Raw genomic sequence first — 25,661 nt, 5'->3', positions numbered from 1 at the left:
GAAATAAAAATGAACGACACAGTTGCATCTCAACCACAAACGACCAATAAAGTCAAAGAAACTCTTGGCAAACACCTTCTTGCCGATGGATTCGATTTCGTGATGGACATCGAAAAATCTCACGGAAGCTGGATTCATGACCGAAATACAGGAAATGAATTCCTCGATATGTTTTCTATGTTTGGTTCCGCATCGATTGGTTACAACCATCCATATTTACTAGAAAAATCGGCATGGCTCGGAAAAATGGCGGTCAACAAACCGACTTTGGCCGATGTTTATTCTCAAGAATTTGCAGATTTCATGGAGGTTTTCTCCAGAGTTGCGATTCCCGAAGAATTACAATATACTTTTTTCATCGAAGGCGGAACAATGGGCGTGGAAAATGCCATGAAAGCTTGCTTCGATTGGAAAACTCGCAAAAATTTTGAAAAAGGTCTCGATCATGAAGCCGGAATTTGCATCCATTTCAAACAGGCTTTTCACGGAAGAAGTGGATATACATTGAGTTTAACAAACACTTCTGATCCAAGAAAATATCAATATTTCCCGAAATTCGATTGGCCAAGAATCATTAATCCACACTTGAGTTTCCCAATTACGGAGGAAAATTTACAGGAAACCATAAAAAATGAACAATTGGCTTTGCTTCATATTCAGGAAGCGATATTGGCAAATCCTGATCAAGTTGCATGCATCATCATCGAGCCAATTCAGGCGGAAGGTGGCGATCATCATTTCCGTGACGAATTTTTTGTTGGATTAAGAAATATTTGTGACGAAAATGAAGTGCTTTTAATTTTCGATGAAGTGCAAACAGGAATCGGAATTACCGGTAAAATGTGGGCTTTCCAGCATTTCACAGCGAAACCGGATATCATTTCTTTTGGTAAAAAAACGCAGGTTTGTGGAGTTTTGGCCAATAAAGAAAAGTTCGATGAAATTCCGCAAAATGTCTTCAGAGAAAGTTCAAGAATCAATTCAACTTTCGGTGGGAATTTTATCGATATGCTCCGTTTTCAGTTGGTTTTAGAAGTAATTGAAAAGGAAAATTTGGTAGAAAACGCAAGAATTGTTGGCGATTATCTTTTGGAAGAACTTCAAAAACTTCAGCAGCAATTTCCAGATAAAGTTTCGAACGCAAGAGGAAGAGGTTTGATGTGCGCGATTGATTTGCCAAGTGGTGCAGCGCGTGACAAAATTCGAGAATTATTGTATGAAGATGGCCTTATCATCCTTGCTTGCGGCGATCAGTCGATTCGTTTTCGTCCACATTTGAATGTTTCGAAAGAGGAAATTCAAATTGCAATCGACAAAATTGCAACAGCAGTTCAGAAGATTTAATGGGCTTTTTTCATAAGAATAATCAGTTTTTTTTAAATTTAAGAAAAGTTAACATATTGTTTTGTTAAAAATTTTGTAATTTTAAGATTCAAAATTGAAATGAATATGGAAAGAGAAACAAGAGTAAGTGTATTTGAAAGTGAAAATCCAGCGGAGATCCAATTGATAAAATCAAAATTAGCTGCCGGAACTATCGAAAGTTTTTTGAACGATAAATATATGTCATTTACCACTACTCCTACAGCGAAAACCATCCGATTAATGGTGAATTTACAGGACGAGCAAAAAGCATTTGAAATCATCGATGCTTATTTGAAGCAAACAGATTTAGACCTCAGTATTAACTTAAAAAACTAAGTCATATTTTAAATTTTACGTTTTACAGAAATCGGAGTCAAGTTTTTTTTGCTCCGGTTTTTTTATGAAAATTTAAATAAACTCGATTTTAATTCATTTTTACTTTAAAAATTTCTTCCACTTGAGATAATTCTTTTTTGAACTGAAGATCGGTTCGGTAAGCGAAATAAAGTGGATTTTCCGTAAAATTTGATCCGTTCCAAACGTGTTTTACGGATTTATTTCTGAAAACTTCTTTGCACAAAAATTCCGGAACAATCGCAAAACCTTCATTATTGCTCAAGCATCGAATCACCGAATTGATGTTAGGAAGAATAAAATTGGGTTTAAAAGCAGGGTTTTTCTTGAAATTATCAAACCAAAACCTTCGGAAATGCTCCATTTCGTTGGCTGCGCTGTACCATTTTTGTTGTTGCAGAAAACTTTCGAGTTCCTTCATGTTTTTGTTATCAATCAGGTTTTGAATGACTTTCGTTTCCGTATTTTTCCCTGCGATCAGCACAATTCTTTCTTTTGCAAAAGGCTTATAAGATACCGAAGAATCAGTTTTTTCGGATTTTTTTGGAGTAATAACCAAATCTAAAATTCCATTGTTTAAGTCTTTTAATAAGTCAGAAAGCTCGCCAACTTTCGCTGAAAGATCAAAATCAAAATGCGGAATCTCGTCTTCCAAAACAAACTGAAAAGTCTCCGAACACATTCCCATATTCAGTGAAGGTTTCATTTTCTGAGAAGATTTTTTGAAATGTTGTTCCGCAGATTCAAGTTGATTGATCGCTTCATAGATGTATTGATAAAGGATTTTTCCGTTTTCTGTAGGAATCATTTTCCGTGGAGTGCGATCGAAAAGTTTTTTCCCGACATAAGATTCCAAAGCGTTCAAATGCAAGCTCACACCAGGTTGCGATGTGAAAAGTGCTTCCGCGGTTTTGGTTAAAGTTCCATTTTCAAATATTCCTTTAAAAGTTCTGTACCATTCCAGATTAACCATGTTTTCAATATTACTATTATGATGCAAATGTATAAATAATATTATTTTTATTATGGATAAAAGCGTTATAAATTTGCACCATTAAAATTTTATAAAAATTATTCAATGAAAAATATCTTCATTATCAACGGCGGTCATCCATTTGCTCATTCCGGTGGAAAGTTCAACGAAACAATTTTCAATGAAACTCAGGAATTCTTTCTTAAACAAGGTTTTCAGGTAAAAGCAACTCAGGTTGGCGACGAAATTGTTTTGCAAGACGAAGTAGAAAAATTTAAATGGGCAGATTTGGTCGTATACCACACGCCGATTTGGTGGTTTCAGATTCCTTTTGGATTTAAAAAATATTTTGATGAAGTTTTCACGGAAGGTCACCAAAACGGAATTTACGAAAGCGACGGACGCAGCCGAAAAAATCCGGCCATCAATTACGGAACTGGAGGACTTTTGAAAGGCAAAAAATATATTCTTACAACGAGTTGGAACGCTCCAAAAGAAGCTTTCACCTTAGAAAAAGAATTTTTCTCGCAAACCAGCGTTGATGATGGTGTAATGTTTGGTTTTCACCGAATGAATGCATTTACCGGAATGCAATTTTTGGCAAGTCATCATTTTCACGACATGGAAAAAAATGCGGATGTTCCTACAGAATTAGCGCAATTTAATTCGTTTTTAAATGATGTTTTGGAACAAAAAATAAAACAGGAACCTGTATGTGAAAAAGCATAATATTTTGGATGTATTTTATCTGAAAATGACGATGGAAACAGGATTTTCACATTACTCATCAACTTATCTTTAAGGTTTTCTCAAATTTCTTTATATTTGTGGAAATTCAGATATTTATGGAGGCCACTTATATAGAAACGCAACAGATTTCTTTTCAGGATTTTAAGAAAAATGTTTTAGAAGATTATAAACTCGGAAGAATTTCTCGCGAAATGTCTTATCTCGGTAGAAGAGAAGTGTTGACAGGAAAAGCGAAATTCGGAATTTTCGGTGATGGAAAAGAGTTGCCACAATTAGCCATGGCGAAAGTTTTCAAAAACGGAGATTTCCGTTCTGGTTATTATCGGGATCAAACTTTTTCTTTGGTAATTGGTGCGGTTACGGTAGAAAGTTTCTTCGCACAATTATACGCGGACACGAGTATTGAGCGTGAACCCGCTTCAGCTGGCCGACAAATGAATGGGCATTATGCAACACGAAGTTTGAATGAAGATGGAACTTGGAAAAATTTAATGCAACAAAAGAATATTTCATCTGATATTTCGCCTACAGCTGGACAAATGCCACGATTATTGGGACTTGCACAAGCCTCAAAAATATACAAATCGGTGAAATTTGAAGGTTCTGAAAAATTCTCCAATAACGGAAACGAAATTGCTTTTGGAACCATCGGTGATGCATCCACTGCGGAAGGTCATTTTTGGGAAACTTTGAATGCTGCTTGTGCGCTTCAGGTTCCGATGATTGTTTCGATTTGGGATGATGGTTACGGGATTTCTGTTCCTACTCAAAATCAAAGAGCAAAAGCTGATATTTCGGAAATGCTTTCAGGTTTTCAAAGAAAAGAAGGCGAAAACCAAGGTTGCGAAATTATTCAGGTAAAAGCTTGGGATTATCCTGCGCTTTTAGAAGCTTATGCAAAAGCCGAACATTTTGCAAGAACTGAAAGCGTTCCTGTGGTAGTACATGTTGTAGAAGTAACGCAACCTCAAGGTCATTCCACTTCAGGATCGCACGAAAGATATAAAAATGAAGAACGATTGAAATGGGAAGCCGAATTCGACGGGTTGGTTCAATTTAAAGAATGGATTTTAAATTATTCTATTGAAATTGAAGGGAACGAACAGCAATTGGCTACAGCAGAAGATTTGGAAGCAATAGAATATGAAGCGAAAAAATTCGTGAAAGACGGTCAGAAAAGAGCTTGGGAAAATTATCAGGTTGCCATTCAGGATTTGAAGAACGCTGTTTTTCCACTTGTGGAAAATTTAAAAAATCAAAATACAGAAATCGAAGCTGAAATTGAAAAATTCAAGAAAATTGTTTCGGTTTCAAAGAAAGATATTTTCCATTTGGTAAGAAAAACTTTATTGCTTACCAGAGGAAATAATACCGTTGAAAGAACAAATCTTCAGGCAAAATACAATGAAATTTATGCCGTAGAAAAAGATAATTATTCCTCTCATCTTTATTCGCAATCTCAATGGAAAGCGACCAATGTAAAAGAAGTTGCGCCGATTTATTCGGAAAGCTCTCAAACCGTTGATGGCAGAGTAGTGGTGAGAAATAATTTCGATAAAATTTTCAGCAAATACCCAGAAACTTTGGTTTTTGGGGAAGATGCAGGAAATATTGGTGACGTGAACCAAGGTTTGGAAGGACTTCAAGAAAAATACGGTGATGTGAGAATTGCAGATACCGGAATTCGTGAAGCAACCATTTTAGGACAAGGAATTGGGATGGCGATGCGTGGTTTAAGACCAATTGCTGAAATTCAGTATCTCGATTATATTTTATACTGTTTGCAAGGAATGAGCGACGATTTGGCTACGGTTCAGTACCGTACGAAAGGTGGCCAGAAAGCACCGGTTATCATTAGAACTCGTGGTCACCGATTGGAAGGAGTTTGGCATTCCGGTTCGCCGATGGCGGGAATTATCAACCTTTCAAAAGGGATTTTGGTTTTGGTGCCTAGAAATTTAACCAAAGCTGCAGGATTTTATAACACCATGCTTCAAAGTGATGAACCAGCGGTTATTGTAGAATGTTTGAACGGTTATCGTTTAAAAGAAAAACAACCGGATAATTTAGGAGAATTCACTGTTCCAGTGGGTAAAATTGAAGTGACTAAAGAAGGAAATGATGTTACTTTGGTGACTTACGGTTCAACATGGAGATTGGTGATGGAAGCTGCGGAAGAATTGGAAAAAATCGGAATTTCTGCGGAAGTAATTGATGTTCAGTCTTTAATTCCTTTCGATTTGGAACATGAAATTGCTGAAAGTGTGAAGAAAACAAACCGATTGGTCGTGATTGACGAGGATGTAGAAGGCGGAACTTCAGCGTTTATCCTTCAGCAAATTCTAGAAAAACAAAAAGCATTCAAGTATTTGGATTCCGAACCGTTAACAATTTCTGCCGAAAACCACCGTCCACCTTATGCGAGCGACGGCGATTACTTCAGCAAACCAAGTGTTGACGACATGGTGGAAAAAGTATATGCAATGTTCCATGAGAGCAACCCTGCAAAATTTCCTAAGATTTAATTTTATTGTTTTTAAATAAACTGAAGCGGGCTTTTTGGCTCGCTTTTTTTTGTTTGAAACCGGATTTTTTTTAAAGATTTTAATTCAAAATTCATTTTATAAGCTTCGAAGCATGATATTTTCCTTGAAACTCATGGATTCTAAAAAAGGAACTCAATTCCATCGGAAAATTTTCCGTAAATTCGCATCAAATTTTTAAACAATGAACTACGATATTATTGTCATCGGAAGTGGACCCGGTGGTTACGTTACCGCAATCAGAGCGGCACAATTGGGTTTTAAAACTGCCATTATCGAAAAAGAAAACTTAGGCGGGATTTGCTTGAATTGGGGATGTATTCCCACGAAAGCATTGTTGAAATCTGCACACGTTTTCAATTATTTGAAACATGCCGAACAATATGGTTTGAATGCAGTTGAAAATCCTGGTTTCGATTTTTCTAAAGTTATCCAAAGAAGTAGAGGAGTTGCGACCAAAATGAGTGGCGGAATTTCTTTCTTGATGAAGAAAAATAAGATTGATGTGATCATGGGAACTGCTAAAGTTCAAAAAGGAAAAAAAGTAAGCGTTACAGATAAAGACGGAAAAGCAACTGAATATTCTGCAGAACATATCATCATTGCAACCGGTGCAAGATCTAGAGAATTGCCAAACCTTCCGCAAGATGGGGTGAAAGTAATTGGATACAGACAAGCCTTAAGCCTTCCGGAACAACCAAAATCAATGATTGTTGTTGGTTCAGGTGCAATCGGAGTAGAATTTGCCGATTTTTATAACACAATGGGAACTAAAGTGACCATCGTAGAATTTATGCCAAATATTGTTCCTGTTGAGGACGAAGAAGTTTCAAAACATGTTGAAAAATCTTTGAAAAAATCAGGAATTGAAATCATGACCAACGCTTCTGTAGAGTCTGTTGATACTAGCGGAAACGGAGTGAAAGCAAATGTAAAAACTGCTACTGGAAATATTACCCTTGAAGCAGACATTCTATTATCAGCAGTTGGAATTTCTGCAAATATTGAAGGTCAAGGATTCGAAGAAGTAGGAATTCAAACCGACAAAGGAAGAGTTTTGGTGAACGAATGGTATGAAACATCCGTTCCGGGATATTACGCGATTGGAGATATTCTTCCGACTCAAGCTTTGGCGCACGTAGCATCTGCTGAAGGAATTACTTGTGTCGAAAAAATCAAAGGATTACATGTAGAAAAAATCGATTATGGCAATATTCCTGGTTGTACTTACTGTCATCCGGAAATCGCTTCTGTTGGTTTAACTGAAAAACAAGCAAAAGAAAAAGGCTACGAAATTAAAGTAGGAAAATTCCCGTTCTCAGCTTCTGGAAAAGCAACTGCAAACGGCGATACCGACGGTTTCATCAAAGTGATTTTTGATGCGAAATACGGTGAATGGCTTGGTTGTCACATGGTAGGAGACGGCGTTACCGATATGATTGCTGAAGCAGTTGTGGCGCGTAAATTAGAAACTACCGGTCACGAAGTTTTAAAATCAATTCACCCACACCCAACCATTTCTGAAGCAGTGATGGAAGCCGTTGCAGCAGCTTATGGCGAAGTAATTCATATTTAATAAAAACATTGAAATAGTAATAAAAACCACGTCTTTTAGATGTGGTTTTATTATTTTTGACTAAATTTTTCATCATGAAAAAACATCAACTCGGATTGGTCCTTTCAGGAGGCGGAACAAAAGGAATTGCTCATGCCGGAGTTCTAAAATTTTTAAAAGAAAAAAACATTCAACCCGATATTTTGGCTTGTTGCAGCGCCGGTTCCATCGTCGGAAGTCTTCATGCAGCTGGGAAATCTCCTGAAGAAATTCTAGAGTTTTTTAAATCTGTATACTTTTTCCATTGGAAACATTTTGCGATCAACAAACCTGGTTTGGTGTCTTCTACTATTTTTTCTAACTATTTGAATCCAATTTTTAAGGAAATGACGATTGGAGATTTAGAAATTGAACTCAAAATTATCGCAACAGAGCTGGTTTCCGGAGATCAGAAAATATTCAATAAAACCGATAAAATCGTGGATGCGGTTATTGCATCATGTTCGATTCCGGGAATTACAACTCCTTATATTGTTGGAAATGAAATGTTTAGTGATGGTGGGGTTTTGAATAATTTTCCTGCGGATATTATCCAAAACGATTGCGAAAAACTAATCGGCGTATATGTTTCTTTGCCTCAAGATGTGGAAGTTGCGGATTTGAATTCAATAAAAGCAGTTACTACACGGGCTTATGAGCTGCTTTCTCACAGAACAGAAATTCATAAATTTTCCTATTGCGATTGGGTGATCAGTTCGAAAAAACTGTCACAATATGGAACTTTCGAGAAAAAAGCGAATCGCTTGGAAGAAATTTTCCAAATTGGTTATCAAGCTGCGAAAGATTCTTTTGAAAATGTAAATCTTTAGAAAATATACTTCCAATACACCAAAATTCCTACGAATATTGAAGTTATCGCCATAAGTAAAACCGCTCCTGCAGCGCTATCTTTAATGATTTTTATCCTTTCGTCGAACTCTGGTTGAATGATGTCGCAAATTTTCTCAATGCAAGTATTGACGATTTCTAAACTTAAAACCGCAAAGCAAACAATCAATATAATTGCTGTATCGATGGGAGATAGTCGAAAATAGACGATCAAAAAAATGTTAATCATCAACGCGAAAATCTCAATCTGAAAATTTCTTTCAGATTTTAGCATCCAAATCACTCCTTTTACGGAGTTCCACAAACTTTTATGAAATGCGGGTTTTTTCATTACCAGTTTTTATCAATCATGTAAATTAATTGCCCCATTACAACGGCTCCTAAATGCAGTTCGCGGTGGTTAACTTTGTCGAAAGTATCTTCTTCGGAATGGTGAATTTCAAAATATCTTTGCGAATCCGGAACCAATTCAGCTAAAGGAACGCCCAATTTTTCCATCGGTTCGATATCGGTTCCTGCATATTGCAACTCAAAATTATATGCCCCGTAAGGAAGAAAAAGACTTCTCCAAGATTGGATTTGTTTTCGTTGCTCAGGAGCCATCAAAAGAGCGATTCCTCTTGGTGTAAAACCTCCGCCGTCACTTTCAATTCCGAAAATATGTTTTTCGTTTTTCTTCTGAATATTATCGGCATATGTATTTCCGCCGCGTACGCCATTTTCTTCATTGGCAAAACAAACCACTCGGATCGTGTGGTTGTTTTTTAAACCTAATTTTTTGAAAGTTCTGAGGATTTCTATACTTTGCACAATTCCGGCACCGTCGTCGTGTGCACCTTCACCAACATCCCAAGAATCAAGGTGACCGCCGACTACGATTACATTTTTGTCTTTATTTCCGGTAATTTCACCGATTACGGAATACGATTTTTTTTCACCTTGCATTCCGCAATTCGAATTGAGTTTTGCAAAAGCTTTTTGGGTTTTTAAGGTTTTTTCCAATTCATCGGCGCTTTTCGGGCCAATTGCAACTGCAGGAATTTTCGCTTGATCATCAGCGTCATAGCGCATCATTCCAGTGTGCGGAACATCATCAACAGCGGAAGAAAGCGAACGAATAATGACAGCTTTTGCTCCTTTTTTTCCTGCCCAAGAAGCTGCAGATCGGCGATACATTCCGGCATCACCATAAGCTTGACCAGTACTGATGAATTTTGGATTAAAAGCATAATTAAAGAATACAATCTTTCCTTTCACTTGTTCGGCAGAAAGTTGATCGAAATCTTGTTTGTTTTTCACGAAAATAATTTCTGCTTCCAGATTTTTTCCTTTTGTTCCTTCGGAATTCCCTAAAGAAAGCATTTTTAGCGATTTCCATGCGCCGTTTTCGGTTTTGATCTGAAGAGATTCTTTACCGCGAACCCAAACAGGAACGGTAACTTCTTCTTTCCAAACTTTATCTGCGCCTGCTTCTTTCAATTTTTGAACGGCCCAATCAGTTGATTTTTCGTAAGCTTCAGATCCACTTAATCGATGCCCAATATTTTTTGTTAAATCTCTCAGGTTTTCGTAGGCAACACCATTTGTTAGAATTTCATCTGAAATATTTTTGAATTGAATAGAATCTGCTTGGCTTTGAGAAAATAAAATTCCGCCCAAAAAGAGCGGAAGTATGGTGAGTAAATTGGATTTCATAGATCGATTATTTTGAAAACCAAATTTAAACAAATTTATTGAAAAACATTACTGTTTCATGTCGTACATTAATAAAGCAGTAACGAGTTTTGGCTCGATGTAAGTACATTTCGGCGGCATTTTGATGTTTTTATCTGAAACTTTCAATAAATCGTTGAAACTTACAGGATAAATTCCAAATCCTACCTTGTATTTTCCGGAATCCACTTTTTCTTTAATTAAATTGATTCCTTCGATGTTTGAATTTCCTTTGATATAAGTTATTTTATCAGTGGTTTTCGGATCTTCAATTCCTAAAATATCTTTCAAGATAAATTCTTCTAAAAGGAAATGATCCAAATCATTGAATTCGCTTTGTTTTTTTCGCAATTCGTATTTTACGTGGAGAGAATAGAATTTACCTCCCAAATACATCGAAATATGGAATTTTTGTGAAGGATAATAAGGTGTTTCACCCTTTTCATGGATGAGGAAGTTGTGCTCAACTTTCTTGAGGAACTCAGCTTCTGTTAAACCGTTCAAGTCTTCTAAAAGTCGGTTGTAATCATGGATTTTAATCGATTGATTGGATACTAGAAAACTGTAAACAAAGTTGTAATGCTCGGTACCATTATGTTTTTTGTTTTTATTTTGATGATTCTGTGCATTTAAAGCGGTGGAACCAATTCTATGATGTCCATCTGCAATGTAAAAAGAATCAATTTGTTCCAGAACTTCTTTGTATTGCATCATTTTCAGACGGTTGTCGATACGCCAAATTTTATGACGGGTTCCGTTATCTGAAACATAATTCATGATAGGAACATTTTTCTCCTCATGATTCATGAGCAGTTCAATCTTTGGATTGGCCAAATAGGTCAAAAGAACCGGCTCTGCCTGCAAATTTACTTTGTCTAAATAATAGGCAAGTTTTTCTTTTCTTTGGGTGAGGGTAGATTCATGTTTTTTGATCTTTCCATTCCGGAAATCTTCCACACTTACCAAGCCCAAAAGCCCACGAAATACCGATTTATTGGGCAGAACCTGCTCATAAAGATAGTAGGAAGAATTGTCTTGAACCAATTTTTTATCATCCAGCAATTCCTCGAAATTGGTGCGTATTTTACGCAAATTTCGGTCGATATCTTTGGATTTGCTTACGACATAAGGCTTGATCATTTGTATGTACGAGGAATCTTCCTGCGCCTTTTTATCAATTTCCTCTTGCGTGAAATTATCTAAAGGATGAGTCGGGAATTTATCGACATAATCTTCGCTTGGTCTTATTCCCCGAAATGGCTTGAATATAGGCATTTTTAATCTATAATTTCGTTTTAATATCTATGATTTGCATGGCGAGTTCAGCTCCGATTTTTTCCTGCGCATCCAATGTATTTCCGCCTAAATGTGGGGAAAGTGAAAGATTAGGATTCATCAGCAACTGCAACTCCGGATTGGGTTCGTTTTCGAAAACATCCAAAGCGGCGCCTGCAACTTTTCCGGATTCTATATAATCGAGTAGGGCAACTTCATTGATTACTCCGCCTCTTGCTGTATTTACAATAAACACGCCATCTTTCATTTTTTCAAATTGAGGGGTGTCGATGATGTATTCGTTGGTTTTTGGAGTGTTAATGCTTATGAAATCGGTGTCTTTTAAGAATTCATCAAAATTATTGGTTGATGTAATTTCAAAATTCACCTTTTGACCATCAAAAAACTCTAAAGAAATTGTTTCTGTTTTAGGTTTCCGGGTGAGAACTTTCACTTTCATTCCCAAAGAAATTCCCATTTTTACCACTTCTTTACCAATTTGTCCAAAACCGATTACCCCTAAAGTTTTTCCTTCTAATTCAATGGCTTTTGAAAAAGATTTTTTCATCGCATTAAAGTGCGTGTCACCTTCAAGCGGCATTAATCTGTTGGATTCGTGAAGAAATCTCGCCAATGAAAAGAAATGAGCAAATACCATTTCTGCAACCGATCTTGATGATGCATTCGGTGTGTTGATGACGAATAAACCTTGTTCAATTGCATATTCAACATCGATATTATCCATACCGACACCGCCTCTTCCGATGATTTTCAGAGAAGGACATTCATCGATTAATTCCTGCGGAACTTGGGTTGCACTTCTTACCAAAAGGACATCTATTTGGTTTTCGTTGATGAAATTAGCGAGTTGTTCTTGGGAAACTTTGGCTTCCACAAACTCAATTCCTACTTGGGTTAAAGCGTTAATTCCTGAATCTGACAGGCCATCGTTGGCTAATACTTTCATAAAATTTTAATGAGAAATTACGAATGATTTTATTGGAAAAAGTTTTTAATTATAAGTTTTTCATGACGTCCACTAAAACTTGAACGCTTTCGATTGGCAAAGCATTGTATAAACTTGCACGGTATCCTCCGATGCTTCGGTGACCGTTCAAACCGCTGATTCCTGCTGCTTTCCAAGCGTTGTCGAAGGTTTCTTTTTTAGATTCATCCAACAACCTGAAAGAAACATTCATCAACGAACGATCTTCTTCTTTGCAGAAAGTTTCAAAAAGCGGATTTCTGTCGATTTCTTCATAGAGAAGTTTTGCTTTGGCTTCATTTCTGGCTTCTGCAGCAGCAATTCCTCCGTTATTTTCTAAATGTTGCAGCGTTAAAAGTGATGCATAAACCGGGAAAACCGGTGGAGTATTGTACATGGATTCTTTAGCAACATGCTGAGAATAATCGAGGATTGAAGGAATGTCGCGTCCTGTTTTTCCTAAAATTTCTTTCTTCACAACTACTAAAGTAACTCCAGCAGGGCCCATATTTTTCTGTGCACCGGCATAGATTAAATCAAATTGTGAAAAATCGATTTGGCGAGAAAAAATATCAGAACTCATGTCGCAAACCATCAAAGTATCCACTTTCGGGAAGGTTTTCATTTGCGTTCCGTAAATGGTATTATTGGAAGTGCAATGGAAATAATCATATTCGCTTCCTACGGTGTAATCTTTAGGAATAAAGCTGTAATTATCTTCTTTAGAAGAGCCTACAACATCGACGGTACCGAATTTTTTAGCTTCTTTAATCGCTCCGGCTGCCCAAACTCCAGTGTCGAGATAAGCTGCTTTTCCATTTTCAGATTTCATCAAATTGAAAGGAACCATCACAAATTGCAAACTTGCGCCACCTCCTAAATATAGTACTTCGTAATCATCATTCAAATTCATTAAACGTTTTACGATCGCTCTGGCTTCATCCATTACAGCAACAAAATCTTTGCTTCTGTGCGAAATTTCAAGAAGAGAAAGACCTATTCCGTTGAAATCCAAAATAGCTTGAGCAGATTTTTCGAAAACTTCTTGCGGAAGAATACAAGGACCTGCACTGAAATTGTGTTTTTTACTCATTTTTACTTTTTATTTAAGAGATTTGATAAGATTACAGCAAACTGCAATGAAAATAAATTGATAAAAATACCTAAAAAAAAAGCCCACAAAAAGTGAGCGGAAAAGTTTTATTCCCCGTGTAGGAAAGCCTTTTTCTGTAATAAACTTTCTTCCGATTCTACATGATCTTCATCCGGAATACAACAATCTACAGGGCAAACTGCAGCACATTGAGGTTCTTCGTGAAAGCCTTTACACTCGGTACATTTATCAGTCACGATGAAGTAGACATCGTCGCTTACGGGTTCTTGCGGAGCATCTGCATCGATTGATAAACCAGATTTCATTATTACTCTTCCTTTCAGTGCAGTTCCGTCGGAAGCTTTCCAATCTACAGCGCCTTCATAGATGGCATTATTTGGACATTCTGGTTCACAAGCTCCACAATTGATACATTCGTCTGTTATTCTGATAGCCATTGCTACTTTATTTTTTAAATTTGCACAAATTTACGTAAAATCCCCCAATTTCCCCATACAATGAACAGAGAAAAACAAATTTTAGGGCTTTGCCAACTTAGCGCGTATCTCTTGAATTTTTTAGATAAAAACCCCGAAAATTATAATGAAAATGATGAAGAATTATTGTCATTACTGAGAAAATCGGAAATTGAAAATTCGTGGTTTACCCTTGAAAATCAAAAATTTGCTTTAAGACAATGGGCGAATTTATTAACTGAAGAAAAATTAAATCAGTGGCTTTCCAACTATAAAACGCCTCTGACTTCTAAAAAAGTAGGTTTGATTCTTGCCGGAAACATTCCAATGGTTGGATTTCACGATGTGATTTCGGTGGTTTTGAGCAATCATATTCCGTTGATTAAACTTTCTTCGAAAGACCGACAGTTGTTGCCTTTTTTACTGAAAAAATGGAATGAGTTTTCAGAAGGAGCGGTTCCTTTTCAATTTGTAGAAAAACTCGAAGATTTCGATGCGGTAATTGCGACCGGAAGCAATAATACAGCGAGATATCTTGAGTATTATTTCAAAAATCACCTGAGTATTATTCGGAAAAACAGAACTTCGATTGCTGTTTTGAAAGGCGATGAAACCGAAGCTGAATTGCAACTTTTGGCGGAAGATATTTTTAGATATTATGGTTTGGGATGTAGAAATGTGACACGACTTTTTATTCCTGAAGACCTGAAAGTTGATATTATTTTTGAGAACTTTTTGAATTTTAAAGAAGTCATTAACCACCATAAATACGCCAATAATTACGAATACAACCGCGCAGTTTATTTGCTGAATCAAGTGAAATTCTGGGATAACAATTTCGTGATGTTGAAGGAAGACGATGATTTATTTTCGCCGCTTTCTGTAATTAATTTTTCAAGATATTCCTCGATCGAAGAAGTACAACAATTTATTCGTGAAAACGAAGAAAATATTCAAGCGATTGTCGCCAAACCGGAGTTAGGATTGGATTCTATTTCGTTGGGTGAAGCACAAAATCCTGGACTGGATGTTTATGCTGACAATGTTGATACCATGAGGTTTTTAGAGGTGATTTAAATTAAAATTGAATGGAGAATATTACCATAAAGAATGAATTTCTGAAAGTGGAAATCAGCCCAAAAGGTGCGGAATTGGTTTCAATATTTAAAGGAAAAGAAAATTATCTCTGGGAAATCGACCGGAATTTTTGGGATAAAACTTCGCCGGTTTTGTTTCCGATTATTGGTGGATTGAAGAATGATTCTTATGAATTTGAAGGTCGAAAATACCAATTGCCGAAACATGGTTTTGCAAGAGAATGTGAATTTGAGATCACTGAAAAAACAGATGATTCTGCTACTTTTACTTTAAAATATTCAGAGAAAACCCTTGAAGTTTATCCATTCGAATTTACTTTAAGTATTCAATATAATATCATTGAAAATAAATTGTTTATAAAATATATTGTAAGCAATGCTTCAAGTAAGAAAATGTATTATTCAATCGGTGCGCATCCTGCTTTTTCTATAGATGGAGACTTTGAAAATTACAGTTTAGAATTTGATCAATCAGAGAATTTAATTTCCCACAAACTGTCCGATAATTTATTCTCCGGTGAAACAAAAGAAGTTGCTTTGGAAGGCAAAATTCTTCCTTCGAACTATTCTTTATTCGAGCAAGATGCGATTGTTTTGAAAAATTCAACCACTTCGAATTTGACTTTACTTAAAAATAATGTTCCGAAATTAAAAGTAAGCTTTCCTGACTTCCCTTTTCTCGGAATTTGGACCAAGAAAAATGCGCCTTTTATTTGTATTGAACCTTGGCTCGGACTTGCGGATAGTCACCAATCTTCAGGTAAAATTGAAGAAAAAGAAGGAATTCTTAATCTGGAACCTGGCTCAATTCAGTCTCACGAGTGGAGTGTTGAATTCTTTTAATTAAATCTTTGTTTTTTCGGGTTCAGTAAAGTCACGAAAACCATTACTTCCTCTCCGAATTCGCTTTCGATTCTTTCGGTGATGTTTTGCAGCTCGATTTCTATGAAATCTTGGCGTTTCTCGCTGTTGTCGAATACCAACAAAAGATTGGTGTTTTTGCCTTCGTCAATCATGTCGCTTTCTACTTCAGAAAGAATGTATTTTTCAACATCCATCAGGTTTTCGATCATTTCGAAGAGGTTGTTTTCGGTATAGCGATCCCAAGAAGGTCCGATGTTGTTGGTAGAATGAAAAGTAAGACTTAAAACGCTCATGATTTTTAACTTTTATTAAGATTTTTTGTTGATAAATTCTGCGCAAAAATCGCTAAAATTTTCGTAAATTAGCCCGTTCTTAAAATTAGAAAAATAAGAATGATCAAGCGGTTTTATAACTGTTTGATTTTCATTTTATTAAAAAATATTATGCATAAAGAAGGAGAAAGGTTAATACCTATCAACATTGTTGATGAAATGAAATCCTCTTATATCGATTATTCGATGTCGGTAATTGTTTCCAGAGCGTTACCCGATGTAAGAGATGGCTTGAAGCCTGTTCACAGAAGAGTTTTATACGGTATGTACGGATTAGGTGTTTTTTCAAACAGAAAATACCTTAAATCTGCCAGAATTGTTGGGGATGTACTTGGTAAATACCATCCACACGGGGACTCCTCGGTTTATGATGCGATGGTGAGAATGGCACAACCATGGAGTTTGCGTTATCCGCAAGTTGACGGGCAAGGTAACTTTGGTTCAATGGATGGTGATCCGCCTGCAGCAATGCGTTACACGGAAGCTCGATTGAAAAAGATTTCCGATGAAATTCTTGCTGATTTAGATAAAGAAACAGTAGATTTCCAAAACAACTTCGATGATTCCATGACGGAGCCTTCCGTAATGCCTACAAAAGTGCCTAATCTTTTGGTCAATGGTGCATCGGGTATCGCAGTAGGTATGGCGACCAATATGGCTCCTCATAACCTTTCTGAGAGTATTGATGCTATCGTAGCTTATATTGATAATAGAGATATTACAATTGATGAGTTGATGAAGCACATCATCGCTCCGGATTTCCCAACTGGTGGTATTATTTATGGTTACGACGGCGTTCGTGATGCTTTCCATACTGGAAGAGGACGAATTGTTCTTCGTGCTAAAGTGAATTTCGAAGAAGTAGGCAACAGAAACGCGATTATCATTACGGAAATCCCTTATCAGGTGAACAAAGCCGAAATGATCGCGAGAACAGCCGAACTCGTAAAAGACGAAAAAATCCCAGGAATCTATGAAATCCGTGATGAATCTGACCGTCGTGGTTTAAGAATCGTTTACGAATTGAAAAACGATGCAATTCCGAATGTTGTTCTCAACATGCTTTATAAATATACTTCGCTTCAAACTTCTTTCAGTGTGAATAACATCGCATTGGTAAAAGGAAGACCGGAGCAGTTGAATTTAAAGGATATCATCCATCATTTCGTAGATCACCGACATGTAATCATAGTAAGAAGAACCGAATACGAACTCAGAAAAGCCAAAGAAAGAGCGCATATTCTTGAAGGTTTCATGAAGGTAATCGGAACTCAGGATGACTTGGATAAAGCTATTGCTATCATTCGTCACAGTTCGAATCCGGCGGAAGCGAAAGAAGGTTTGATGAAAGAATTTGATCTTTCTGAACTTCAAGCTCAAGCTATCTTGGATTTAAGATTGGCGAGATTGACCGGAATGGAGCTCGACAAAATCCGTGCGGAGTATGAAGAAATCATGAATTTGATTAAAGATTACGAAGATATTTTATCGAATGAAGGAAGACGTTTTGAGATCATCAAAACCGAATTATTAGAAATTAAAGAAAAATACGGCGACGAAAGACGTTCGGAAATCGATTATTCAGGTGGCGAAATGTCAATTGAAGACCTTATTCCTGATGAAAAAGTGGTTCTTACCATTTCTCACGCTGGTTATATCAAAAGAACTTCACTTTCCGAATATAAAGTTCAAAGTAGAGGCGGCGTAGGAAACCGTGCTGCAACGACCAGAGACGAAGATTTCCTTGAATACATCGTGGCGGCGACCAATCACCAGTACATGTTGTTCTTTACTGAAAAAGGAAAATGTTTCTGGTTAAGAGTATTTGAAATTCCTGAAGGTTCTAAAACCGCAAAAGGAAGAGCCGTTCAAAACTTGATCAACATTGAACCGGATGATAAAATTAAAGCTTACATCCGAACCAATGATTTGAAAGACGTCGATTATATCAACCAAATGAATGTGGTGATGATTACCAAGAACGGTACCATCAAAAAAACTTCTTTGGAAGCGTATTCAAGACCAAGAACAAACGGGGTAAATGCAATTGAAATCCGAGATAATGACCAATTATTAGGAGCAAGATTAACCAACGGTAATTCCGAGATTATGATTGCTACCAAAAACGGTAAATGTATCCGTTTCCCTGAAGAAAAGGCAAGAGCAGTAGGAAGAGGATCTATCGGTGTTCGTGGAATCTCCTTGGAAGACAACGATGAAGTTATTGGTATGATTGTTGTGAACGATGTGCAGAATGAAACCGTTTTGGTGGTTTCCGAGAACGGATATGGTAAACGTACCGCAGTGGAAGATTACCGTGTTACCAACCGTGGAGGAAAAGGTGTAATCACTTTAAATATTACCGAAAAAACAGGTAATTTGATTGCTATCCAAAACGTAACCGATGAAGATGGATTAATGATCATCAATAAATCCGGTGTTGCGATTAGAATGGGAATGAACGAAATGCGTGTGATGGGTAGAAATACTCAAGGGGTGAAAGTCATCAACCTTAAAAACAACGACTCTATCGCGGCCATCGCCAAAGTGGAAATGGATAAAGATGTAGAAGAAGTCGAAGAAACCGAAAACCCGGAAGCTGATCTTCCAGGAGCGGTAGATGCGGTTCTTCCTGAGTTTAAAGATGCTCCGCAAACCGGCGATAATTCCATCAGCAACATGGGTGATGCCGAATATCTGAAAAAAATTGAAGATCAAGAAGCAGAAGAAAACAAAAAAATAGAAGATGAAAATGATTCCGAGGAATCAGAATAATACCAACCATTTTTTTAATTTAAATATCATGAAAAAAATATTTTTAAGCATTGCACTCGTTTCAGCAACCATTGCATTTGCACAAAAGAAAGAAATCGCAGCAGCTGTGAAAGCAATTGATGCGGGAGATGTTGCAACTGCCAATGCGCAGATCTCAGCAGCTGAATCGGTAATGGCAGGGAAAACCCATTTGTTGGAGCCTTCCGTTCAGGAGCAATATTACTATGCAAAAGGTTTAGCACTTTTGAAATCTGGCAAAAACGCCGATGGTGCAACTTATCTTGCCAAAATGAGCGACTTGGGTAAAAATAAAATTTATACCGGAAAAGATGCTTCTAAAAACAAAGTATATTTCGTTGGAAAAGCAGCTGCTGACCAATCCGGAATTCAAGGTTTGAAAGAAGAAGCTTACTCTACAACTTTAACCGGGAAAATTGGTAACACCATCAATCCATTGATCGATGCAGCCAATAAAGCCGCAATGGATGCGTATAATGCTAAAAATTACGCAACTGCAGCTCCTAAATTCAAAGAAGTGTACGACTTGTTGAAAGCAGGTGGTCAAGATAACAAACAATATCTTTATTATTCAGGGCTTAACTATGCTTTGGGTGATAAAAAAGATGAAGCAATCGCTGTTTACAACGATTTGATCGAGTCTGGTTACACCGGAGTGAACACTACTTATGTTGCAAAAAACAAAAAAACTGGTGCTGAAGATGCTTTAGATAAAACTTCATGGGATTTGTATAAAAAAATGGGAGCTGCTTCCGATTATACCGATTTCAAATCCGAAACATCACCAAGCATTGAGAAAGAATTGTATGAAACCAATGCAGCTTTGTTGATCGAAGCAGGTAAAACTGATGATGCTTTGGCATTAATTGATAAAGGATTGAAGAAATTCCCTGCAAGTGCTAAACTTTCAGAACTTCAAGGTACCGCTTATTACAAATCCGGAAAAATGGATGAGTTTGTGAAGAACCTAAAAGTTCAGACTGAGAAAAACCCAACAGATGCAAACAACTGGTACAACCTTGGTGTGCTTCAAAGTAAAGATCCAGCTACAGTGAATGATGCCATCGCTTCTTACAAAAAAGCAGTTGAGTTGAAACCTAATTTTGCGCAAGCTTGGCAAAACCTTACCTATGTAACAATGGGTGATGATGCTAAAGCGATTGATGAATACAACGCTGCAAAAAAAGCAGGTAAAACTGAGGCTGCCAACAAAATCATCGAAGCAAGAAGAGCAAGATTAGCTGCAGCACTTCCGTACGCTGAAAAATGGTACGAAAACGATTCAGAAAGTATCGATGCGGTTACTTTGTTGAAAGGTCTTTATTTATCCAATAAAAAGGATGCTAAATTCCAAGAATTCAAAGCAAAAGAAGCTGCAATGAAAGCTGCCGGAAAATAATCCGAAACAGTTTTTTAATCAATTAATATAAAGTGTACTGAACTTGGTTTCGGTACACTTTTTTTTGGTTTAAAAGCTAAGAATTTTCTGATGGATACTTTATTTTAGGAAAAATTTAAGTCTTAAATCCACCTTCAATTCTCATTTTCTTCGTAAATTCACGCAAAATTTAGCGATTATGACTTCATTAGAAAAAATATCGGCATTGCGCCAGAAAATGACAGAAAACAACATCGATGCCTTCATCGTTTATTCTGCAGATCCACACATGAGCGAATATTTGCCCAAAGAATGGCAAGAACGCAGCTGGATTTCCGGATTTACAGGTTCGGCGGGTTTTGTAGTTTTCACGAAGGATAAAGCAGGTTTGTGGACCGATGGAAGATATTTTGTGCAGGCTGCAGCAGAACTCAAAGGTTCGGGAATCGAACTGATGAAAATGGGTGAAGAAAACACTCCGGAATATATCGACTGGATTATCGCGCAACTTCTAAATGGCGGAAAAGTAGCCGTAAATGCAGTCGCAACTTCACATGCAAACTGGGAAGATCTTCAGCAAAAACTTTCCCAAAAAAATATTGAATTAATTGATTTGCCTTTATTAAAAGATGTTTGGACTGACAGAAATACTGGTGCTCAGAAGAATCCGGTTTTTGTGCATCCTGTGGAAAGAGCCGGAAAATCAGTTTCTCAAAAACTATCGGATATTCGTCAGAAAATGGAAGAATATCAAGCTTCTGTTCATGTTATTTCAAGTTTGGATGATGTCGCATGGACTTTAAACTTACGCGGAAGCGATGTACAATCGAATCCTGTATTTTTAGGTTATATTTTACTCACCAAAAACGAAGCAAAACTCTTTGTAGACTTAGAAAAACTAGATGCTGATGCCAGAAAACAAATGGATGATTCTCAGGTAAAAATGTTGCCTTATGAGGATTTCTACACCGAACTTCAAGCAATTCAAAATGAAAAAGTATTGGTTTCCCCGAACAGCAATCAATCGATTTTTGAAGCTTTAAAAGAGAAAAATACGTTCATCAAAGCACCTGTTCCTGGAAATTTAATGAAAGCCATTAAAAATGAAACCGAATTGCAAGGTTTCCGCACGGTGATGCAGCGCGATGGAGTAGCGATGGTGAAATTCCTTTATTGGCTCACTCATCAAGCGGGAAAAGAACCGATGAACGAATATTCCATTGGTGAAAAACTTTATGGTTTCAGAAAAGAGGGCAAAAACTTCGTAGGCGAAAGCTTCGGAAGCATCGTTGGTTATGTGGAAAACGGAGCCATTATGCACTATTCAGCTCCGAAAGAAGGCAGCAAAGAGGTGACGAATAATTCTTCTATTTTAGTGGATTCTGGAGGTCAATATTTGGAAGGAACTACCGATATTACTAGAACTTTGGCTTTAGGCGCGGTGACTGATGAATTTAAGCACAATTGTACTTTAGCTCTCAAAGGAATGATTCAGCTATCGATGGTGAAATTTCCTAAAGGAACTCGCGGCGTTCAGTTGGATGCTTTTGCGAGACTTGCACTTTGGAAAGAAGGAAAAGATTATAACCACGGTACCGGACACGGTGTTGGAAGTTTCATGAACGTACATGAAGGCCCTCAAAACATCCGTAAAGACATGAATTTCCAAGAGTTGATTCCTGGAATGGTGATTTCAAATGAACCTGGATTTTATTGGGAAAACCACTACGGAATTCGTCACGAAAATCTGATTGCCGTAAAAGAAGTGGAACAAACCGAATTCGGAACTTTTTATGAATTCGAAACCCTCACCATTTGTCCATTTGACCGTAATGTGATTGAAATTTCTTTGCTTACAGAACCTGAAAGAAATTGGTTAAATGCTTACCACGATTGGTGTAAAGAGAAATTAGCCGACGATTTGGAAGGCGAAGTGAAAGAATGGTTTTTAGAATTGGTAAAACCGCTTTAATTAAATTTTAAATTATCTTGAAAGTGCAGCAATCGTTGCACTTTTTTTATTTTCAAATAATGATGGTTAAAGAAAAATCTCATCAGAAATAAACCTTCGCAATAGAAAGAAACAGGTCGGGAAGTTTTGCTTAAATTTGCACCATGAACAAAGACACGATTTGCGCATTGGCGACTGCCAACGGAATTGGAGCACTCGGAATCATCCGTCTTTCTGGGGATGAAGCGGTAAGTATTGCTCAAAAATCATTCAAAGGTAAAAACCTCGAAAAACAGAAAAGCCACACCGTACATTACGGTTACATCGTGGATGGCGAAGAAATCATCGATGAGATTATGGTTTCTGTTTTTTTGGCTCCAAAGACTTTCACTACCGAAAATGTGGTTGAAATTTCCTTCCATGGTTCGCCTTTTATTGGGAAAAGAATATTGGAAGTTTTAATTAAAAACGGAGCGAGAATGGCGAAAGCCGGCGAATTTACGATGCGTGCGTTCATGAACGGAAGAATTGATCTTTCACAAGCAGAAGCGATTGCCGATATGATTGCCAGTGAAAATGAAGCTTCCCGAAAAGTAGCGATCAATCAATTGAAAGGTGGAATTACCAATGAAATTTCAATCCTAAGAACCGATTTGCTCAATTTTGTTTCATTAATTGAACTCGAACTCGACTTTGCGGAAGAAGATGTTGAATTTGCCGATAGAACAGCGCTGATCGGACTTTTAAAAAGAATTGAAGAAAAATTAAGATCGTTGATCGAAAGCTTCCAGTACGGAAATGCAGTGAAAAATGGAGTAGCGGTGGCGATTTTAGGAAAACCCAATGCCGGAAAATCTACTTTGCTCAATGCTTTACTCAAAGAAGAACGCGCGATTGTAAGCAATATCGCAGGAACTACCCGCGACACGATCGAAGAATTGTTGCACATTAAAGGAAATGCTTTCCGGCTGATTGATACCGCTGGTTTAAGGGAAACTACCGATGAAATCGAGAAAATTGGGGTGAAAAAAGCCATTGAAAAAGTGGAGCAGGCGGAAATCCTGATTTACCTCATCGATTCGGCAACCAATGATTTTACCGAAGATTTATTGATGATTAAGCCGTTGCTTCGTGACGATTTAAAACTCATCATTTGCGCGACCAAAATTGATGAAGTAATACCATCACAACACGAAAAAATGGAAGCTTTGCTAAGAAAAGAAATTCCACAAGAATTTGATTTCATCAAAATATCAGCACTCGAAAACCAAAACCTCCAAGATCTGAAAAACGAGCTTTCCTCTTACGTTGAAGAGCTCAAAACCGAAGAAAACAATGTGGTAATTACCAATCAGCGACACTTTCAGGCCTTGCAAAAATCCCTGGAATCCGTTCAGAAAGTAGAAGAAGCGGTACACACCAAAATCTCCACCGAACTCTTGGCCTATGAACTTCGCAACGCCCTCGAATACCTCGGCGAAATCTCCGGTGAATTCACCAACGATGAAGTTTTAGGAAATATTTTTTCTAAGTTTTGTATCGGCAAATAGTTACCCTTCTCTTATTTTCTAACCGCTTGTCTTTGTAGTAGTTAAAAATTAAGATTCTTCTATTATTTGTTGCCTGGTAGTGTTTTTTCGTGTATATTTGTTGCCCAGATGTTGCTCAAGCAACAAATTTGTTGCCCAAAAGCATAACAAATTCAAAGTGGCGAGTTCCTGCACCATGCAGCACCACACAGCTACAAACAGCACCATCTGGCACCAAGATGAAAACCAGAATCCAAATTCCAAAACACTGTCAGCATTGCGGGCAGGCATTTGTAGCACAGACGACCACCACAAGATATTGTGGAGACAACTGTGCGAAACGCGCCTACAAACTGCGGAAGAAAGAAGAAAAGATTCAGCAGGCACTCACTGAACAGATTAATACTGCAAATGATGCAAAACCGCAAACTTTGCAAAGTCTGCAAACCCTTCAACCTGTATTCAATCTCAAAAACAAAGAATTCCTAAGTGTTCAGGAAGCAGCAGAGCTTCTTGGAGCAAGCCGGTGGACCATTCAAAGACTCGTGCAAAGAAACGTTCTGAATGCAGCCAAACTTGGCCGCAGAACAATTATACAACGATCCGAAATAGATAACCTTTTTAAAACTGATGGAAAATGAAAGTAACATTAAGGCAACGCAAGAAAGGAAATAAAATTTCTCTTTATCTGGATATCTATGACAAAGGAAAAAGGGAATATGAGTATTTAGGTCTGTATCTGACGCCACCCCCGGAAAAAGGTTCTTTAAGCAAAGCACAGAAAGACGAAAACAAAAAGATCCTCGATCTGGCAGAACATATTCGAAGCAAAAAACATCTTGAAGCTCAGAACAAAGTTTTTGGATTCCGCGATAAAGAAAAGCAGAAAGGTAAATTCTATGAATTCTTTGATGTCTTAACAGAAAAGAAAAACGAAAGTCTCGGAAACTATGGAAACTGGAATGCTGTACGGATCATGCTGAAAGAATACGACCCCAAAGAGGTAAGTTTCGAGCGACTTAACCGTGAATGGGTACAAGGATTTAAAGATTACCTAAATACCCAAGCCAAAACCAAAACTGGCGAACCGATTTCCTTAAACACCAAATACAACTATTTCAACAAACTACGTGCAGCACTGAAACAGGCGGTAAAAGAAGGACTCTTGCAGTCAAACCCCGCAGATTATGTCGAGCCTTTCAGGCAGGACGATGTGCAGCGTGAATTCCTTACCCTGGAAGAAGTTCAGAAATTAGCAAACACCCATTGCAGGAATGAAACCCTGAAAAAGATGTTTTTATTTTCCTGCCTTACGGGTTTAAGGTGGTCCGACATCGAAAAACTCAAATGGTCCGAAATCCAGCATTCAGAAAATTTAGGTAATTTTATCCGGTTCCGCCAAAAGAAAACGAGCGGAGCGGAAACATTGCCGATTGCTGAGGAAGCAAGAGCGCTTTTAGGGGAACAGAAAGCGCCGGATGTAAAAGTATTCTCAGGGCTACAGTACGGAAACTGGAACAAAACCTATCTCAAAGATTGGCTGACTGATGCGGGGATTCACAAGCATATAACCTTCCATTGCGCCAGGCATACCTATGCTACGCTGCAGATTTCTTTGGGTACCGACATTTACACGGTCTCAAAACTTCTGGGCCATAAGAATCTATCAACGACCGAGATTTATGCAAAGGTGATCAATGAGAAAAAAGTCGCGGCAGCCAATAAAATTAAAATAAACTTATAAGTG

General features: G+C 37.5%; 22 protein-coding genes. 14 read left to right on the top strand and 8 right to left on the bottom strand.

Annotated elements, in window-relative coordinates:
* The first annotated feature begins 9 nt into the window (after positions 1-9).
* Together lat and NOV28_RS03715 are read left to right on the top strand one after the other, a co-directional pair.
* Complete coding sequence (gene lat / locus NOV28_RS03720) at positions 10-1,344, top strand: L-lysine 6-transaminase (RefSeq protein WP_255927704.1); 1,335 nt, start codon at positions 10-12, stop codon at positions 1,342-1,344.
* Positions 1,345-1,449: 105 nt separating this feature from the next.
* On the top strand, positions 1,450-1,701 hold the full coding sequence (locus NOV28_RS03715) for a putative signal transducing protein (protein WP_369413212.1): 252 nt from the start codon (positions 1,450-1,452) through the stop codon (positions 1,699-1,701).
* 88 nt (positions 1,702-1,789) lie between these two features.
* Here the strand turns inward: NOV28_RS03715 and NOV28_RS03710 are convergent, their stop codons facing one another.
* Positions 1,790-2,692, bottom strand: a complete 903-nt coding sequence (locus NOV28_RS03710; protein ID WP_255927700.1) for a LysR family transcriptional regulator — start codon at positions 2,690-2,692, stop codon at positions 1,790-1,792.
* Between the two features lie 105 nt (positions 2,693-2,797).
* Between NOV28_RS03710 and NOV28_RS03705 the strand changes: the two genes are divergently transcribed.
* The 4 genes from NOV28_RS03705 (at position 2,798) to NOV28_RS03690 (ending at position 8,409) form a co-directional block, all read left to right on the top strand.
* Complete coding sequence (locus NOV28_RS03705; protein WP_255927698.1) at positions 2,798-3,421, top strand: NAD(P)H-dependent oxidoreductase; 624 nt, start codon at positions 2,798-2,800, stop codon at positions 3,419-3,421.
* A 116-nt stretch (positions 3,422-3,537) separates the two neighbouring features.
* A complete protein-coding gene (locus NOV28_RS03700; RefSeq protein WP_255927696.1) occupies positions 3,538-5,967 on the top strand; it encodes an alpha-ketoacid dehydrogenase subunit alpha/beta in 2,430 nt (809 codons plus the stop codon).
* Between the two features lie 202 nt (positions 5,968-6,169).
* Positions 6,170-7,561 carry a dihydrolipoyl dehydrogenase gene (lpdA, locus tag NOV28_RS03695; protein WP_255927694.1) on the top strand — a complete coding sequence of 464 codons (1,392 nt, stop codon included), beginning with the start codon at positions 6,170-6,172 and terminating at the stop codon, positions 7,559-7,561.
* Between the two features lie 74 nt (positions 7,562-7,635).
* On the top strand, positions 7,636-8,409 hold the full coding sequence (locus tag NOV28_RS03690) for a patatin-like phospholipase family protein (RefSeq protein ID WP_255927692.1): 774 nt from the start codon (positions 7,636-7,638) through the stop codon (positions 8,407-8,409).
* Here NOV28_RS03690 and NOV28_RS03685 read toward each other — a convergent pair.
* The 6 genes from NOV28_RS03685 to NOV28_RS03660 form a co-directional block, all read right to left on the bottom strand.
* On the bottom strand, positions 8,406-8,759 hold the full coding sequence (locus NOV28_RS03685; protein WP_255927690.1) for a diacylglycerol kinase: 354 nt from the start codon (positions 8,757-8,759) through the stop codon (positions 8,406-8,408). The genes NOV28_RS03690 and NOV28_RS03685 overlap by 4 nt on opposite strands.
* Positions 8,759-10,123: a M20/M25/M40 family metallo-hydrolase gene (locus tag NOV28_RS03680; protein WP_255927688.1), complete on the bottom strand. Its 1,365-nt coding sequence runs from the start codon at positions 10,121-10,123 to the stop codon at positions 8,759-8,761. The genes NOV28_RS03685 and NOV28_RS03680 overlap by 1 nt, the downstream gene beginning before the upstream one ends.
* Positions 10,124-10,171: 48 nt before the next feature.
* Positions 10,172-11,416 (bottom strand): DUF1015 domain-containing protein, encoded by a 1,245-nt coding sequence (locus tag NOV28_RS03675; protein WP_255927686.1) that lies wholly within the window; start codon positions 11,414-11,416, stop codon positions 10,172-10,174.
* A 7-nt stretch (positions 11,417-11,423) separates the two neighbouring features.
* A complete protein-coding gene (locus NOV28_RS03670; RefSeq protein ID WP_255927684.1) occupies positions 11,424-12,383 on the bottom strand; it encodes a D-2-hydroxyacid dehydrogenase in 960 nt (319 codons plus the stop codon).
* Between the two features lie 49 nt (positions 12,384-12,432).
* On the bottom strand, positions 12,433-13,494 hold the full coding sequence (serC, locus tag NOV28_RS03665) for a 3-phosphoserine/phosphohydroxythreonine transaminase (RefSeq protein WP_255927682.1): 1,062 nt from the start codon (positions 13,492-13,494) through the stop codon (positions 12,433-12,435).
* A gap of 107 nt (positions 13,495-13,601) precedes the next feature.
* The gene (locus NOV28_RS03660) at positions 13,602-13,952 is read right to left on the bottom strand and encodes a 4Fe-4S dicluster domain-containing protein (protein WP_255927680.1); all 351 of its coding nucleotides are present in this window, start codon (positions 13,950-13,952) and stop codon (positions 13,602-13,604) included.
* Positions 13,953-14,012: 60 nt separating this feature from the next.
* Between NOV28_RS03660 and NOV28_RS03655 the strand changes: the two genes are divergently transcribed.
* Together NOV28_RS03655 and NOV28_RS03650 are read left to right on the top strand one after the other, a co-directional pair.
* The gene (locus tag NOV28_RS03655) at positions 14,013-15,047 is read left to right on the top strand and encodes an acyl-CoA reductase (protein WP_255927678.1); all 1,035 of its coding nucleotides are present in this window, start codon (positions 14,013-14,015) and stop codon (positions 15,045-15,047) included.
* A gap of 11 nt (positions 15,048-15,058) precedes the next feature.
* The gene (locus tag NOV28_RS03650) at positions 15,059-15,910 is read left to right on the top strand and encodes an aldose 1-epimerase family protein (RefSeq protein ID WP_255927676.1); all 852 of its coding nucleotides are present in this window, start codon (positions 15,059-15,061) and stop codon (positions 15,908-15,910) included.
* Here the strand turns inward: NOV28_RS03650 and NOV28_RS03645 are convergent.
* The gene (locus NOV28_RS03645) at positions 15,907-16,224 is read right to left on the bottom strand and encodes a DUF4286 family protein (protein ID WP_255927674.1); all 318 of its coding nucleotides are present in this window, start codon (positions 16,222-16,224) and stop codon (positions 15,907-15,909) included. The genes NOV28_RS03650 and NOV28_RS03645 overlap by 4 nt on opposite strands.
* A gap of 150 nt (positions 16,225-16,374) precedes the next feature.
* On the opposite strand from NOV28_RS03645, the gene gyrA reads away from it, so the two are divergent.
* The 6 genes from gyrA (at position 16,375) to NOV28_RS03615 (ending at position 25,658) form a co-directional block, all read left to right on the top strand.
* On the top strand, positions 16,375-19,038 hold the full coding sequence (gene gyrA / locus NOV28_RS03640; RefSeq protein WP_255927672.1) for a DNA gyrase subunit A: 2,664 nt from the start codon (positions 16,375-16,377) through the stop codon (positions 19,036-19,038).
* A gap of 28 nt (positions 19,039-19,066) precedes the next feature.
* Entirely contained in the window at positions 19,067-20,455 is a 1,389-nt protein-coding gene (locus NOV28_RS03635; RefSeq protein ID WP_255927670.1) for a tetratricopeptide repeat protein, read from the top strand.
* Between the two features lie 178 nt (positions 20,456-20,633).
* Positions 20,634-22,406, top strand: a complete 1,773-nt coding sequence (locus NOV28_RS03630) for an aminopeptidase P family protein (RefSeq protein WP_255927668.1) — start codon at positions 20,634-20,636, stop codon at positions 22,404-22,406.
* Between the two features lie 143 nt (positions 22,407-22,549).
* Complete coding sequence (mnmE, locus tag NOV28_RS03625; protein ID WP_255927666.1) at positions 22,550-23,935, top strand: tRNA uridine-5-carboxymethylaminomethyl(34) synthesis GTPase MnmE; 1,386 nt, start codon at positions 22,550-22,552, stop codon at positions 23,933-23,935.
* A gap of 218 nt (positions 23,936-24,153) precedes the next feature.
* A complete protein-coding gene (locus NOV28_RS03620; RefSeq protein ID WP_255927664.1) occupies positions 24,154-24,555 on the top strand; it encodes an excisionase family DNA-binding protein in 402 nt (133 codons plus the stop codon).
* Complete coding sequence (locus NOV28_RS03615) at positions 24,552-25,658, top strand: site-specific integrase (RefSeq protein ID WP_255927662.1); 1,107 nt, start codon at positions 24,552-24,554, stop codon at positions 25,656-25,658. The genes NOV28_RS03620 and NOV28_RS03615 overlap by 4 nt, the downstream gene beginning before the upstream one ends.
* Positions 25,659-25,661: the final 3 nt, after the last annotated feature.

The sequence above is a fragment of the Kaistella montana genome, assembly GCF_024436175.1.
GTDB classification, from domain to species: domain Bacteria; phylum Bacteroidota; class Bacteroidia; order Flavobacteriales; family Weeksellaceae; genus Kaistella; species Kaistella montana.
The sequence above is the reverse complement of the archived record's forward strand: the minus strand, read 5'-3'. Positions and strand labels throughout refer to the sequence as shown.

Bases quoted from the DNA above. Each gene is read 5' to 3' on its own strand.
- lat (WP_255927704.1), top strand. From the start codon at position 10: ATGAACGACACAGTTGCATCTCAACCACAAACGACCAATAAAGTCAAA.
- NOV28_RS03715 (WP_369413212.1), top strand. From the start codon at position 1,450: ATGGAAAGAGAAACAAGAGTAAGTGTATTTGAAAGTGAAAATCCAGCG.
- NOV28_RS03710 (WP_255927700.1), bottom strand. From the start codon at position 2,692: ATGGTTAATCTGGAATGGTACAGAACTTTTAAAGGAATATTTGAAAAT.
- NOV28_RS03705 (WP_255927698.1), top strand. From the start codon at position 2,798: ATGAAAAATATCTTCATTATCAACGGCGGTCATCCATTTGCTCATTCC.
- NOV28_RS03700 (WP_255927696.1), top strand. From the start codon at position 3,538: ATGGAGGCCACTTATATAGAAACGCAACAGATTTCTTTTCAGGATTTT.
- lpdA (WP_255927694.1), top strand. From the start codon at position 6,170: ATGAACTACGATATTATTGTCATCGGAAGTGGACCCGGTGGTTACGTT.
- NOV28_RS03690 (WP_255927692.1), top strand. From the start codon at position 7,636: ATGAAAAAACATCAACTCGGATTGGTCCTTTCAGGAGGCGGAACAAAA.
- NOV28_RS03685 (WP_255927690.1), bottom strand. From the start codon at position 8,759: ATGAAAAAACCCGCATTTCATAAAAGTTTGTGGAACTCCGTAAAAGGA.
- NOV28_RS03680 (WP_255927688.1), bottom strand. From the start codon at position 10,123: ATGAAATCCAATTTACTCACCATACTTCCGCTCTTTTTGGGCGGAATT.
- NOV28_RS03675 (WP_255927686.1), bottom strand. From the start codon at position 11,416: ATGCCTATATTCAAGCCATTTCGGGGAATAAGACCAAGCGAAGATTAT.
- NOV28_RS03670 (WP_255927684.1), bottom strand. From the start codon at position 12,383: ATGAAAGTATTAGCCAACGATGGCCTGTCAGATTCAGGAATTAACGCT.
- serC (WP_255927682.1), bottom strand. From the start codon at position 13,494: ATGAGTAAAAAACACAATTTCAGTGCAGGTCCTTGTATTCTTCCGCAA.
- NOV28_RS03660 (WP_255927680.1), bottom strand. From the start codon at position 13,952: ATGGCTATCAGAATAACAGACGAATGTATCAATTGTGGAGCTTGTGAA.
- NOV28_RS03655 (WP_255927678.1), top strand. From the start codon at position 14,013: ATGAACAGAGAAAAACAAATTTTAGGGCTTTGCCAACTTAGCGCGTAT.
- NOV28_RS03650 (WP_255927676.1), top strand. From the start codon at position 15,059: ATGGAGAATATTACCATAAAGAATGAATTTCTGAAAGTGGAAATCAGC.
- NOV28_RS03645 (WP_255927674.1), bottom strand. From the start codon at position 16,224: ATGAGCGTTTTAAGTCTTACTTTTCATTCTACCAACAACATCGGACCT.
- gyrA (WP_255927672.1), top strand. From the start codon at position 16,375: ATGCATAAAGAAGGAGAAAGGTTAATACCTATCAACATTGTTGATGAA.
- NOV28_RS03635 (WP_255927670.1), top strand. From the start codon at position 19,067: ATGAAAAAAATATTTTTAAGCATTGCACTCGTTTCAGCAACCATTGCA.
- NOV28_RS03630 (WP_255927668.1), top strand. From the start codon at position 20,634: ATGACTTCATTAGAAAAAATATCGGCATTGCGCCAGAAAATGACAGAA.
- mnmE (WP_255927666.1), top strand. From the start codon at position 22,550: ATGAACAAAGACACGATTTGCGCATTGGCGACTGCCAACGGAATTGGA.
- NOV28_RS03620 (WP_255927664.1), top strand. From the start codon at position 24,154: ATGAAAACCAGAATCCAAATTCCAAAACACTGTCAGCATTGCGGGCAG.
- NOV28_RS03615 (WP_255927662.1), top strand. From the start codon at position 24,552: ATGAAAGTAACATTAAGGCAACGCAAGAAAGGAAATAAAATTTCTCTT.